The 13,740-nt window shown below is 66.2% G+C and carries 10 protein-coding genes and 1 tRNA gene; 5 read left to right on the top strand and 6 right to left on the bottom strand.

Going from position 1 to position 13,740, the window contains the following annotated elements:
- Positions 1-23: 23 nt before the first annotated feature.
- Positions 24-99 (top strand) — tRNA-Thr (locus Q0053_RS04705).
- 111 nt (positions 100-210) lie between these two features.
- Here the strand turns inward: Q0053_RS04705 and Q0053_RS04700 are convergent.
- From Q0053_RS04700 to Q0053_RS04690, 3 genes are all read right to left on the bottom strand, one after another.
- Positions 211-1,113, bottom strand: coding sequence for a PHB depolymerase family esterase (locus tag Q0053_RS04700; protein ID WP_298096711.1), 903 nt, complete (start codon positions 1,111-1,113; stop codon positions 211-213).
- Positions 1,114-1,200: 87 nt separating this feature from the next.
- Positions 1,201-2,055 (bottom strand): alpha/beta hydrolase-fold protein, encoded by an 855-nt coding sequence (locus Q0053_RS04695; protein ID WP_298096708.1) that lies wholly within the window; start codon positions 2,053-2,055, stop codon positions 1,201-1,203.
- A 1,170-nt stretch (positions 2,056-3,225) separates the two neighbouring features.
- Positions 3,226-6,216 carry a TonB-dependent receptor gene (locus Q0053_RS04690; protein ID WP_298096705.1) on the bottom strand — a complete coding sequence of 997 codons (2,991 nt, stop codon included), beginning with the start codon at positions 6,214-6,216 and terminating at the stop codon, positions 3,226-3,228.
- Between the two features lie 150 nt (positions 6,217-6,366).
- Between Q0053_RS04690 and Q0053_RS04685 the strand changes: the two genes are divergently transcribed.
- Positions 6,367-7,737, top strand: a complete 1,371-nt coding sequence (locus Q0053_RS04685) for a pectate lyase (RefSeq protein ID WP_298096703.1) — start codon at positions 6,367-6,369, stop codon at positions 7,735-7,737.
- Here the strand turns inward: Q0053_RS04685 and kduD are convergent, their stop codons facing one another.
- Positions 7,738-8,496 carry a 2-dehydro-3-deoxy-D-gluconate 5-dehydrogenase KduD gene (gene kduD / locus Q0053_RS04680; RefSeq protein WP_298096701.1) on the bottom strand — a complete coding sequence of 253 codons (759 nt, stop codon included), beginning with the start codon at positions 8,494-8,496 and terminating at the stop codon, positions 7,738-7,740.
- A 120-nt stretch (positions 8,497-8,616) separates the two neighbouring features.
- Here kduD and Q0053_RS04675 point away from each other — a divergent pair, with 120 nt between their 5' ends.
- Positions 8,617-9,258 carry an RpiB/LacA/LacB family sugar-phosphate isomerase gene (locus tag Q0053_RS04675; RefSeq protein ID WP_298096700.1) on the top strand — a complete coding sequence of 214 codons (642 nt, stop codon included), beginning with the start codon at positions 8,617-8,619 and terminating at the stop codon, positions 9,256-9,258.
- A gap of 12 nt (positions 9,259-9,270) precedes the next feature.
- Here Q0053_RS04675 and Q0053_RS04670 read toward each other — a convergent pair whose 3' ends face one another.
- Positions 9,271-10,338: a LacI family DNA-binding transcriptional regulator gene (locus Q0053_RS04670; RefSeq protein ID WP_298096698.1), complete on the bottom strand. Its 1,068-nt coding sequence runs from the start codon at positions 10,336-10,338 to the stop codon at positions 9,271-9,273.
- A gap of 50 nt (positions 10,339-10,388) precedes the next feature.
- Positions 10,389-11,783 (bottom strand): pectate lyase, encoded by a 1,395-nt coding sequence (locus Q0053_RS04665; protein ID WP_298096696.1) that lies wholly within the window; start codon positions 11,781-11,783, stop codon positions 10,389-10,391.
- 126 nt (positions 11,784-11,909) lie between these two features.
- On the opposite strand from Q0053_RS04665, the gene Q0053_RS04660 reads away from it, so the two are divergent.
- Entirely contained in the window at positions 11,910-12,722 is an 813-nt protein-coding gene (locus tag Q0053_RS04660; RefSeq protein ID WP_298096694.1) for a 2-keto-4-pentenoate hydratase, read from the top strand.
- Positions 12,719-13,711 carry a TRAP transporter substrate-binding protein gene (locus tag Q0053_RS04655; protein WP_298096692.1) on the top strand — a complete coding sequence of 331 codons (993 nt, stop codon included), beginning with the start codon at positions 12,719-12,721 and terminating at the stop codon, positions 13,709-13,711. The genes Q0053_RS04660 and Q0053_RS04655 overlap by 4 nt, the downstream gene beginning before the upstream one ends.
- The last annotated feature ends 29 nt before the right edge of the window (positions 13,712-13,740 follow it).

Below are 13,740 nucleotides of genomic sequence, written 5' to 3'. Positions count from 1 at the left end.
CGGACATCCTCCGCTGCGCCAGGGCCGCCTTAGCTCAGCCGGTAGAGCATCGCATTCGTAATGCGGGGGTCAGGTGTTCGAGTCACCTAGGCGGCACCATCACTCCAATGACACTCTGAGTAGGAAGCAGACGGGCGAGCGGCGGTTGACTGATTTCGTGAGTTCGGCACGGCAAAAGACTTGGTCTGGACAAACTGTCGTCACCGTCGATCAGGGCACCCGAGACTGTGTTTTGAAAAATTCCCAGACACGCTCTGCGCCGTCAAAGGACTGGATAGGGTTGCTGGTCCCGCGCACTGGCCTCTTGCCTGGCCAGCCGTGTCCGCCAATCTGGTCAACCACAGAGATCGTGACGGCACCATTAGGCGTCGGAGCGTAGACGGAGGTGGTCACGGTTCCCGTTGTCGTAATCAACGGCGGCGTTTGTGAACGATTGGCCTCGACCCAAAACCCGACTGTATCTTCCAGCGGCATGTAAGGCGCTGACTGTGCGCGCGACACCAGAGGGTTTCTGCTGAAACCGCCTTCGATCGGCACCTCGTTGTCCTGCGCACCATTGATGAGCATGATCGGAAGAGGTCCGCTGGGTTTCATCTCGAAACTGAACATGGCGCCGACTACGGGCGCTATAGCTGCGAGGCGCTCGGCGCGTTGGGTTGCATAGACGAGTGTCATCATGGCCCCGTTGGAACCCCCGGTCAGGAAAATCCTGCGGGGGTCGGCGCTGTGATCGCGGATCAGGAGGTCAATCAGTGTGTCCAGGTAGGCAATGTCGTTCGCCAGTCCGACCTGACGGCGCATGAGGAAGCCGGTGTTCCAAGCGTGTCGACCCGGCACAATTTCGGTGCCTTCCGCGTAAACCACGGTGAAGCCCTCAGTGACGGCAAGCCTGTCAAAACCCGTTCTCTCGCGTTGAGCCTCCGCACTGCCCATACCACCATGCAGGACGATGACGACCGGCACCGCCTGATCTGGCCCAAAGTTGTTGACAAGCAACGCGCGTCGAGGGGTCCCGTCGACGACGATCTGGATATCCCGCGTGTCCTGGGCTCGGGCGAAAGGGCCAAGCGATACGAACGCCAACAGCAGCAAGAGAGTTCGAGCGAGAAACATGTCAGATTCCTTGCTGGACGGGGACTAACGGATTGATGCCGATCGAAGGGATGCGGGCATCTGATCAGACTGGGATCTGAGCTTGCGTCAGCCGCCCGCCGCTGCAAAGGCGTCCCGATAGAAGGCCCAATGCCGGTCGCCGAGGGCGGTCAACACGCCCATCGGGTCGTGACCGACGCCGGGCAGGACGATCCAGTCGTGGGGGATGCCCAGCCGGGTCAGGTGCTCATGGAAGTCCCGGTTATTCTCCAGGGTCTCGTCCCGGTCTCCAATGACCAGACGCAGGCGAGAGTCCCGGGCAAGGGTGGCTGCGTTCTGTTCCGCATACCGGCGCGGGCTCACTGCCCGGAAGCGGTCCTGGCCGCCGCCATAGACGTCCCTGAGGAGGTCTTCCGCCCGGACCCTACTGGCGCGTGGCGTCCTTTCCAGCGTCTCCTGCACAGGCCCGGCGCCCATCATGGACACACTGCGGAACAGTTCAGGGTAACGGAACCCGAAGCGCCCGGCGCCATAGCCGCCCATGCTGAAGCCATCGAGCAATCGTCCCTCGCGGGTTGCTATCGTGCGCCAGTTTGCATCGACATGGGGACGGAGTTCCTGGACGATGACGGTCTCAAGGGGTGCCCGACCATTGGCCCAGTCAACGTACATCCCCATCCGCAGGCCGTTGACGAACACGAGGAGGAAAGGCTGCACCCGGCCGGTCGCGACGGCCTCGTCAACCAGTGAAGACAGGCGGGAGATGCCGGAGACCCCGCCTCCCGAGCCGTGCAGCCAGTAGACGACCGGAAACCGGCGGTCCGGATCGGCGGCATAGGCTGGAGGCGCATATATGTGAAAGCTGACCTCCGTGCCCGCGGCGTGGCTCCGGAATGTGTGGAAGGACAGGCCGGAACCTTCGACCCTCGGCGTCACCCACTGAAGCGGCGTTAGGGGAGGCATCCGTCTGGGCGATTGGGCCGGTCGTGCCAGGGCGGCACTCCCTGCGGCAAGGCCAACGAGGGAGGCGCCCAGGCCCATAAGGTGGCTTCGTCGGTTCATCAGACCGGACCTCACAATATCTGATCAGACTACCTTCAAACCGGGCCGGCGGCGATTTCCGTCGCCGATCGTGTGGGCCGGGCACTGGGTAACGCCGGGGAGCTGGCAGGGTGCCATGGGCGAGGACGCTCAACTTCGGCATCAGAGGCCGACGTGCACAAACATTGAAACTGGATCACCCCGAAGGGGCAGGCCGGAGTCACCCCGGCGCACCATCACTCAAGCGGCACCCTGGCCATGAAGCCCGCCGACGCCCGTTATGGCCACGGGCCGGGACGGGGGCCCGGTCATCGCTACAACCTCGTCAAAGGACCGCCGTGCCCTTCTCATGCTGACGAAGTCGCGGCGGCTGCGCCCGCACCGGGTGGTCACGAGGTAACGGGAAAGGACCCGTCGCGACATCTGGTGCACAACTTCCATCAACTACACGCCCGCCACGGCCACTCGAAGGATCTCCCGCCTGGCCATTACAGCCGCATCCGGTGGGAACCGAAGAAGCAGCGCATGAACAGGCGATAGAGGAAACCGTATCGCTGTCGCTGTTCAGTTGTCGCGCACGCCTGGCGGCCGCGGCCCTTGTATTGATCGACGATCACCCGCCTCTCCCGCGCTCCCAAAGAGAGACTAGCCGTCGCCCGGAGCGGTTCCTTGCGTCAACGCAACCCGCCGGTGGTGGGTCATCGACGCAAAAGGCGACTGCCTCCTCGCGGATCGTTGGGGCAGCAAGGTCCTGGAACCACAGCCTTGCCTTTCAGCCCTCGCTGTCGGGAAGCCCGACAAGCATGACGCAGGGGCCCACACGGTACGCGCCGGGTCGGCGCGTGGGTCCGTGCCGGGTGGCTTCCGGCAAGGAGAGAGGGCTTCCCTGGGGTAATCGGGCACGGTTGCCAGGATCAGGCAGGGCGGGGCGGGCTTCGACGTCGTGGCGTCAACCCGACAGCACCGGCCATACACCGGCTCCGGATCGCACCATTCTGGGGGGCGAATCCGGCTGGAGCTGCCCGGACCGGAAAAGAAGACGCCGCCGGTTCAGGGAACCGGCGGCGCTGGAGTCGTCATGATCAGGAGAGATCAGAAGCGGTAGCGGGCACCGACGAAATACTGCCGGCCGGTGTGGTGGAAGACAGAGGTGCTTTCGCGATCCAGGCCGTCGCCGACGAACTGGTGGTTCTCCTCGTCCGTCAGGTTCAGGGCTTCAAACGTCACCTCGACCTGTTCGCTGATCTGCCAGGCGGCGGAGGCGTCGATGTTGAGCGTCTCCTTCTTGCCTTCGATCGAGTTGCCGTTCCGGCCCGGGACGTTCTGGATGTAGCCGTCACGCGAGGCCGCCGAGACACGCGCCGAGAAGGCGTCGTCCTCATAGTACAGGGTCGCGTTCCAGGAGGCCGGTGACAGGTTCACCAGGTCTGCGGTCTGGAACACCGTGCACAGGGCGTTGGCGCAATAGTCGATCTCGGACTCGACGTGGGTGTAGTTCAGCTGGACGCCGAGGTTTGACAGCGGGCCCGGCAGGAAGCGGAAGGGCTGCTGGTAGCTGACCTCAAAGCCCTTCAGCGGGCCGCCTTCGGTGTTCACCGCGGCGGTCAGCTGGAACACAGTACTGGCCGTGCAGACGCCGGTGCAGAAGGCGGGATCGAAGGCCGAGGGGTTCAGCGTCGTCAGGCTGGCATAGGGCAGGTCCTGGCGCAGGATCTGGATGTAGGTGTCGATGTCCTTGTAGAAATAGGCGAAGGAAAGCAGGCTTTCCGGGGCGAAATACCATTCGACGCTGAGGTCATAGGTGGTGGCCCGGAAGGGCTCGAGCTTCACATTGCCGATCGCGGCGGTGAAGTTCGGGCCGGTGGCGGCCAGCGAGGTCGTGGGCACCAGATAGTTGGTGCCGGCGAGGGTGTTGCCGATCTGCGGCCGGGCCATGACCTTGGCTACGCCAAAGCGCAGGATCAGATCGTCAACCGGCTCCAGCGACAGGTTCATGGACGGCAGGGTGTCCATGTATTCGTTTTCGCCGGTGACAAGGGTGCCGCCGCCGGTCGAGCTGTAACCTTCGGCATTGAGCACGGTCTGGACCTGACGCACGCCGACGTTGCCCCGGAAGGGCATGTCCCAGAGAAGGGTGTTGAAATCGGCCTGCAGATAGGCGGCGAAATCCTCTTCCTCGATGTTGCGGTTGCCGCCGCGGGCGTTGCCGTTCGTGACTCCCGTCAGGCGGAAATCCCCGCCGGGGACGCCCGTGTCACAGTTGCAGTAGATGTTGAACAGCGCGGCGATGGCATCGAGGTCCGGGCGGATCCACCGGGTATCCGTACCGGCCGGAACCAGATTGACACCGAACCCGGTCAGCAGGTTCGAGATATTGGCCACCGTTGAGCCACCCGGCAGGACCGGAACCAGGGTCTCGTCCGTGCGGCGCTGCTCGAACGAGGCAGAGGAGTAGCTCTTCCAGTTGATGCCGGCCTTGAACGTCAGCCAGTCCTGGGCGTCGTATTCGATGTCGCCCTGGAAAGACTCGAACAGGGTATCGACACCGTTGGGCCGCAGGCGGATTTCCGACCGCGGGACACCGGCGGTCGACGGACGCCATTCCCAGTTCGCGGGATTGGTGACGTCAAAGCCGTAGTTGATCACCGGGGCGTCAGGGTTGCCGCGGAAGTCCCAGGAATAGCCCTGGGTATTGGAGCGATCGAGGGTGACGGTCGTCTGGATCGGATTGTCGAAATTCGACTCCGCCCGTCCATAGTAATAGCTGCCGCGCAGGCGGTCGCTGAAGTCATGCTCGGCCGTCAGGCTCCACTGCAGGAACTCGGTCGAAAGTTCGTCGAAGCGGCTCTCCGACCGGATGTCGACGTTGTCGAACAGGCCATAGACCAGCATGCCGTTCTCCACGACGGCATCGCGGACGTGAATCTGGGTCTGACCGCCCGCCGCAGCGTTGCGGCTGAACGAAAGCGACTCAAGGAAGTCTTCCCGGCGGGTTGCATCCAGCTTGGAATAGAGGACGTCCAGGGAGATCGTCGTGCTGTCGGCCGGCCGCCACTGGAAGGCACCGGTCACGCCCAGCCGCTCCTGGGTATGGCTCAGGCGGCCATAGCGCGGCAGACGCGGAACGAAGACATTGGCCTGGTTCGCGATGTTGTACGCGTTGATGTTCGCGGCCGTATTGGCCGGGCGCAGGACGCCGGTGGCGCAGTTGGTGGCGCTCGCACCGTTCGAGGTTCCCGTCGGATTGACCGGCGTGAGACCGACCGGCGAGCAGAAGCCGCCGCTGTTGGTGGCACCCGGCGCTGCAGCCGGCGCCCAGCGCACCGAACTGAAGCCTTCTTCAAGCGAGTCACGCTCGCTGTAGGCGACCGAAACCAGGGCCCCGAACTGATCGTTCTCGCCGAACCGGTCGCTGATCAGGAAGGCCGTACGCGGGCTCCAGTTCTCGGACAGGTCGTTGTAGCCGGCCTGGAAGGAGGCGGCCATCTTGAAGCCGTCGTAGTCGAACGGACGCGTCGCCTGAAGGTCGACCGTGGCCCCCAGCGAGCCCTCTTCGGTCTCGGCGGCAGCGGTCTTGCGCACGGTGATACGGCTGAACAGTTCGGAGGCGAAGACGTTGAAGTCAAAGCCGCGACCGCGGTTGGCACCGCCGGAGGAATCGGTGCCGCCGGCCGTGGCCTGGGCCTCCATGCCGTTGATACGGGTGCGGGTGAAGTCGGAGCCGAGGCCGCGAACAGTGATCGAACGGCCCTCGCCGGCGTCACGGTCAATGGCGACACCCGGAACGCGCTGGATCGATTCCGCCAGGTTCAGGTCCGGGAAGTCGGCGATGTCCTCGGCGACGATCACGTCGATGACGTTGGCGTCACGCCGCTTGGCGTCGAGGCCGGCGGTCAGGCTCGCGCGGAAGCCGGTGACGATGATCTCGTCGATCTCGGCGGCCTCTTCCTGGGGCGGGGCGGTCTGGGCTGCGGCCGCGCCGGCACCCAGGCCGAGCGACAGGGCAACGGCCAGGCCAGAGGCTCCAGCGAACAGGCTACGGCGAAGAGTGCGGGTCATCCCCGGCTGAATGGCTTGCATCATATGCTCCCTCCCATTGGGCATACAGAACGCCGAGGTAGCCCCGGTCTATGTGTTATTGCGACCCGGCGCCCTTGGCCCAATCGTTTGACACCGGTGTCATATCTGCGCGAAAGAGCTTGTGACACCGGTAGCAATGATGAACCTAACCTGATGTTCCGTGTTCTCGCAAGCGCGCTTCGATGTCGCATCCTCAGGGGCGTGGCCGTAACTGCGATTTTCGTGTCGTCCGGAACACACCCGGCGGCCGCGCAGAGCCTTGAGCCCACCCTCGCCTTTCCCGACGCGGAGGGCGCGGGCCGGTTCGCTCTCGGCGGGCGCGGCGGGTCGGTGCTGCGCGTGACCCATCTGGGCGATTCCGGGCCCGGCAGCCTGCGGGCGGCGGTCGAGGCGGACGGCCCCCGTACCGTGGTCTTCGATATCGGCGGCGTGATCCGTCTGAGCTCGCCCCTGACCATCCGGCGCGGCCGCATCACCATCGCCGGCCAGACGGCACCCGGCGGCGGCATCACCCTGCGCGACCAGCCGCTGATCGTGGCCGCGGACGACGTTGTGATCCGGCACATCCGCTCCCGTCTCGGCGACGAGAGCGGGGTCGAGGCCGATGCCGTCTCCATCACCCGTGGCCGGCGCATCATCCTCGACCACATCTCCGCCTCCTGGTCGATCGACGAAACCCTGTCGGTCGGCAGCCGCTATGACCCGCCGGAGCGGGGCATCTACGATGTGACGGTCCAGTGGTCCCTGATCGCGGAATCGCTCAACGCCTCCGGCCACGCCAAGGGTGAGCACGGCTATGGCTCGCTGGTGCGCGGCGGGCACGGTGCCCGCATGACCTTCCACCACAACCTGTGGGCCGCGCACCGGGCGCGGATGCCCCGGCCCGGCAATTACAATCCGCCGTCCGTCGACCCCGAGGGCCCCCGGATCGAGTTCCGGTCGAACGTCTTCTACGACTGGAGCGGTGGCCATGCGGGCTACAATGCCGACACCGAAAGCCTGTCGGCCTATGCCTTCATCGGCAATGCCTACATCCCCGGGCCGGACACGACGGGGCGATGGGCGTTCGAGGAATCCAACCCGCTGGCCTGCGCCTGGTTTGACGGCAACGCGATGGACGGCACGGTCCCGGCTGACCCCTGGAGTCTTGTCAGGGACTCAGACCGGCCGGGCTACCGCCTGCCGGCCAGGCCCGACTGGGCGGAGCCGGCCGACGAGACGGCGGCCGAGGCTGAAGTCCGGGTGCTGGCTCATGTCGGAGCGGGCCGGGTCCGCGACTCCGTGGATGCCCGCATCATCGAGGGCGTCCGCAACCGCACCGGCCACATCATAGACAGCCAGGCCCAGGTCGGCGGCTGGCCGGCACTGGAGGCGGGATCACCCTGGGTCGACAGCGACGGTGACGGCATGCCGGATGACTGGGAGCGGGCGCAGGGACTGGATCCGGCCCATCCGGCCGACGGAAACGCCGACCGTGACGGCGACGGCTTCACCCACCTCGAGGACTGGCTGAACAGCCTCTGATCACCGCGCCAGCCAGCCGCCGTCGACCGCCAGCACCGTGCCGTGGACATAGGCCGCCGCATCCGAGGCCAGAAACACCGCCGCGCCGCTGATGTCGGACGGATCGCCCCAGCGGCCTGCCGGGATCCGCGCAAGGATGTCGCGGCTGCGGGTCTCGTCGGCGCGCAGGGCCTCGGTGTTGTTGGTCGAGAAATAGCCCGGCGCGATGGCGTTGACGTTGATGCCTTTCGACGCCCATTCGCAGGCCAGCAGCCGCGTCAGCCCGGCCAGGCCGCTCTTGGACGCCGTATAGGACGGCACCCGGATGCCGCCCTGGAAGCTCAGCATCGAACAGATGTTGATGATCTTGCCGCCCCGGCCCGTCGTCGCCCAGGTCCGGGCCACGGCCTGGCTGAGGAAGAAGGCGGTCTTCAGATTGGTGTCGATGACCGCATCCCAGTCCTCCTCGGTGAAGTCGAGGCTGTCGTTGCGGCGGATGATGCCGGCGTTGTTGACCAGGATGTCGATCGCACCGACGGACGCAACAGCCTGCGCCACGACGTCGGCAACGGGCGCGATGGACGAAAGGTCGGCAGGGATGGCGTGCAGAACCCGTCCGGCCGCTTCGATCATGGCCGCCGTTTCGGTCGGTGCCGAACGGCCCACAGCGACGATATCGGCCCCGGCCTGCGCCAGTCCGACGGCGATAGCTTGGCCCAGACCGGTATTGGCACCGGTCACCATGGCCACCCGCCCGGTCAGGTCGAAGGAGACGCTCATTTTCAGCTTGCCCTTGTCGCGCGCGTTTGCGGCGGATTGTGCCGATAGGTAACCGGTGTCATAAGCTTATGCAAACGATGGTCGGCGGTCCGCCCCATCCCCCTGCCTCGAGAAAAATCCATGAAAATCGCCCTCATCATCGAGAACAGCCAGGCCGCCAAGAGCGAGATCGTCCACACGGCCCTGACGGCCGTCGTCGAGCCCCAGGGCCATCAGGTCTTCCACTACGGCATGTATACGCCCGAGGATAAGGCGTCCCTGACCTATGTGATGAACGGCCTGCTGAGCGGCATCCTGTTGAACTCGGGCGCGGCGGACTTCGTCGTGACCGGCTGCGGCACCGGCATGGGCTCGATGCTGGCCGCCAATGCCATGCCGGGCGTGTTCTGCGGCCTGGTCATCGACCCCACGGACGCCTTCCTGTTCGGCCAGATCAACGACGGCAATGCCATCTCCATGCCCTATGCCAAGGGCTTCGGCTGGGCCGCCGAGCTGAACCTGCAGGACTGCTATCGCAAGCTGTTCGAGGGCGAGCGCGGCCTCGGCTACCCCAGGGAACGCGCCGAGATCATGCGCAAGAACCGCGGCATCCTGAAGGACCTCAAGGCCGCCACCTGCCACGACATGCTGACCGTGCTGAAGTCCGTGGACCAGGACCTGCTGAAGGCCGCCGTCGCCGGCGAACGCTTCCAGGAACATTTCTTCGCCAATGCCACGGACGAAGGCATCCGCGACTACATCCGGGGCGTGGTCGGCGGCTGACGCGCGACCGCGTCAGCGGCGCGGCTTGCGGTCTCCCGGAGCCGCGGTCGAATCCCTCACCACCAGCGACGGATCGACTTCCGGCTGGACCAGGGTGGCCGGGTCGAGACCGCGGAGTCCGGCGGTCAGTTTCTCGGCCGCCATCCGGCCCATGTCGCGGATCGGCAGGCGGACAGTGGTCAGATTAGGCCAGACGCGCGAGGCCATGGGCAGGTCATCGAACCCGACGATCGACAGGTCGCCCGGCACATCCAGACCGGCGTCACGCGCCGCCTTCATCACCCCGATGGCCATCTCGTCATTGCCGGCGAAGATGGCGGTCGGACGCTGCGGCAGGGCCAGCAGCTCCGCTGCGGCTTCAACGCCGGACTCGAACGTATAGGCCGCCCGCCGGACATAGGCCGGATCCAGCGTCAGCCCATGCTCCGCCAGACCCTCGGCGAATCCCCGCCCCCGTTCGTGCGATGAGCGGAACGTATCCGGCCCCGAGATGAAGGCGATCCGCGTATGGCCCAGCCCGGCCAGATGCCGCGCCGCCTCGGCCGCGCCGCGGCTGTCGTTCGTCACCACCATGCGGGCGGGCTCGTCCAGGGACACCGAGGCGATCCGCACATAGGGGCAGTCCGCCTCCTTCAGGATCGCGATCACCCGGTCGTCCTCGGACACCGAGGGCGGCATGATCACACCGAACAGCTTCTGCCGGACGATGAAGTTCCGGACGTCGTTCAGAAAGGCGTCGGTCCCCCGGTTACAGGGGTGGACGACCAGCTCCAGCCCGGCACCCCGCACGGCGTCCAGCACGCCCTGCTGCATGTTGACGACATAGTTCGGGCTGGGATTGTCATAGATCATCCCGACCAGGAATGACCGCCGGAAGGCCAGGCCCCGCGCCTGCGGATCGGGGCTGTAGCCATGTTCGGCGATGACCGCCTCGACCCGTTTGCGCGTCTCTGCCTTGACGAAAGGCGAGTTGTTGATGACCCGCGAGACGGTCTTCTTCGACACCTCGGCCAGCCGGGCGATGTCGTTTATGGTGGCGGGCTTGCCACCGGTCCGTCTGGGTTCGTTCACTGAGGCCATCTCTCCGGTCGAGGGCAGTCCTTAACCCCTGCCGTCCGCCGTGTCAGCGCCTACGTCCCGCGCCGGACCGCCGGACGATCCAGGACATCATCGCGCAGCGGCGTCATGAAGCGCAGGTCCCAGTCATCGGGGTTGAACGGCTTGCGCGTCGCCGGGACCACGGCCGGATAGCCGCCGACCTCGCGCTCGTGGTCGATGATCTCGCCCCGGCCCTCGGCCACCTCGGCAATCAGCAGCACATCACGCATGTCGCGGTCCCAGGGACGGGCCCCGACCTGCGAAAGCACGGCGCGCTGGACATCCACCGCGGGCATCGGGGTCAGGCCTTCCCACCAGACCGGCGGGCGGCGTGTCTGGATGATCCGGGCGTTGGTGGTGGTGTAGCGGCCGAACATGCGCAGCGGCTCGCCGACCTGGTCCACGGCGATGTTGTCTCGGCCATAGTATTCCACATCGCCGGCCCCGCCGATCATCATGAAGGCCAGCCGATCGACCGGCGTCGACGGCCCGGCCCGCAGAACATTGCCGATCACCGTCATCTTGCCGACCTCGAACGGGACGGTTCCCCACTCTTCCGGCGCGAGGTTGTAGTGGATGGCGCGCGGGCCGGGATTGTAGATCAGGTTGTTGACGATGACCCCGTGCACCCCGCCCTTGAACAGGGGGCTGCGCTCATAGTTGTGGGCGTAGAGATTGCCCACGATCAGCAGGCCGGTGACATTGTCGTGGATCAGCGACCCCTTTGAGTGCTCGCCTTTGGAATGGGTGGAATAGGCCAGACTCTCGCCGTTCAGATTGTTCGAGAAGGTGATGTTGTGGCTGGTGCCGCGACGCCATTCTTCCGGCGTCGAGCCGGTGAAGCGCGGGCCCGAGGCCGACAGGTTTTCGTCGGTCGCCCAGGTCAGGCTGCAGTGGTCGATGATGACGTTGTACGCGCCGATGGTGGAGATGCCGTCCTCGTCCCAGCCGCTCATCCATTCGCCACCGGCCGAGCCCGGACGGATGCGGATGTGCTGGACCACGACGTCATGGGCGCTGATGTCCATGCCGCCACGGATGAGGGTGATGCCCGGCGAGGGCGCGGTCTGGCCGGCAATGGTGATGAAGGGGTTGCGCAGACGCAGGGTCTGGCGACCGAGGTCGATGACCCCGCCGACCTCGAACACGACGATCCGCGGCCCCTCGGCCTCGATGGCTTCACGCAGTGAACCGGGACCGGCGGAGTCCAGATTGGTGACGCGGATGATGCGACCACCACGCCCGCCCGGTGTCTGGGCGGCCCAGCCAAGGGCTCCCGGAAAGGCGGTCAGCGGGGCCTCGGCGGCAGGTTGTTCCGGCGCGGGATCGCCGCGCAAAAAGCTGAGGATCTGGGCATTCGCCACGAGCGGCATGGCAACCGCCATGACAAGGGCTGCCAGGCCGACGATGAAGCGGTTCAGGGTCATGCGTTCCATCCTATCCGTCGTCGCTGTGATCCGCGACCTTCCCGGGACCCTCGAACAGGGCCCTGCCGGATTCAAATTGACACCGGTTTCCTTCCTGCGCAATGTCTGCCGCAACAGGGAGGCTGCGTGAGCCACGCATACGACAATTCAGCGACTTCACCGATCGCGCGCGCCTTTGTCGGCGCGCGTCGCGGCGGCCGGGCGCTCGGTGATTACCCCGGCGTCCTGCCCGCATCGCTCGAGGCGGCCTATGCCATCCAGGACGAGGCCATCGCCGCCTGGCCGGACCGGATCGCGGGCTGGAAACTGGGCCGCATCAACGCCCCGCATGACGTGCGCTTCGGCGCCGGGCGGCTGGCAGGACCGATTTTCTCGCGCAGTGTCTGGACGGCCGGCCACACCCCGACCCGCTTCGGCGTCATCGAGGACGGCTTCGCGGCAGTCGAGGCGGAATATGTGCTGGAGATCGGCGAGAACGCGCCGGACCGCGACGACTGGACCGTCGATACGGTCGCGCCGCTCGTGTCCCGGGTTTTCATCGGCGTGGAGATCGCCGGCAGCCCCTTCGCGGGCATCAATGAGCATGGTCCGGCCGTCACGGCCTCGGACTTCGGCAACAATGCGGGCCTGATCCTCGGCGGCGAGGTCGCGAACTGGCGCGAGCGTCTGTCCGGTCTGTCCTGCACCATGTCCATCAATGACATCGTCATCGGGCGCGGCGGCGCGGCGGCGATTCCGGGCGGGCCGCTCGATTCCCTGGCCTTCCTGCTGAATCTGCTGCACCGGCGCGGGCGGCGTCTCGAGGCGGGCCAGCTGGTCTCGACGGGGGCAGCGACCGGGGTCCACGACATCCTCGCTGGACAGGCCGCCATCGCCGATTTCGGACCCGACGGCCACATCGACTGCCTCGCGGTCCCGGCGACAGGAGCCATCGCATGAGCCTGACCCGTCGCACGCTCGGCCTTGCAGGCCTTTCCGGCCTTGGCCTGGCATCCTGTGCCCCGCGCCCGGTCGCCGGCGGCCAGACGATCTTCAATGCCGTCGACGTCCACCCCGCCGACTATCCGACCGTCACCGCGGTCAAATGGATGGGTGAGGAGCTGGGCCGCCTCACCGACGGCCGCCTCGGCATACGCCAGTTTCCGGCCGGGCAGCTGGGCAATGAGGACGATTCCATCGGCCTGACGCGCTTCCAGGCGGTCGATATCTGCCGCGTCGCGGTCGCCGCCCTGAACAATGCCTTCCCCGAGACCCGTCTGCTGGCCCTGCCCTATGTCTACCGCTCGGTCGGCCATGTGCGGGCCGTGGTCGACGGCGCCATCGGCACCGAACTGCTCAATGTCTTCGAAGGCCGGGGACTGGTGGGTCTGGCCTATTATGACGCCGCCCCGCGCTCCTTCTACAATGTCCGCCACCCGGTCACCGAGCCGGGGCAGATGCGCGGGCTGAAGATGCGCGCGCCCCAGTCGGACATCTTCCTCGACTCCATCCGCGCCATGGGGGCCAATCCCACGCCCCTGACCTTCGGGGCCGTCTTCTCCTCGCTGCAGACCCATCTGATCGACGGGGCCGAGAACAACTGGCCCAGCTATCAGTCCAGCCGCCAGTTCGAGGTGGCCCGCTACTGGAGCCAGACCGAGCACTCCTTCTCGCCGGACGCCCTGCTGATGTCGAAAGCCAGCCTCGAGCGCCTCAGCGCCGCCGATCAGGATCTGGTCCGCGACGTTGCCCGCCGCTCCGTACCGATCATGCGCGCCCTGTGGGACGAGCGCGAGGCCACCGCCCGCGCCACGGTCATCGCCGCCGGAACGCAGGTCGCCGAGGTCGACAAGGAAGCCTTCGCCGCCACTGTCCGGCCGGTGCTGGACAGATATCTTGCCGAGCCGCGCCTGCGCGCGCTCCACGAACGGATCGCAGCGGTCGCCTGAACGGCCGCGCATTTTCACGGCGCTCAGGG

The organism is Brevundimonas sp. (genome assembly GCF_027487935.1).
Lineage (GTDB): Bacteria > Pseudomonadota > Alphaproteobacteria > Caulobacterales > Caulobacteraceae > Brevundimonas.
The sequence above is the reverse complement of the archived record's forward strand: the minus strand, read 5'-3'. Positions and strand labels throughout refer to the sequence as shown.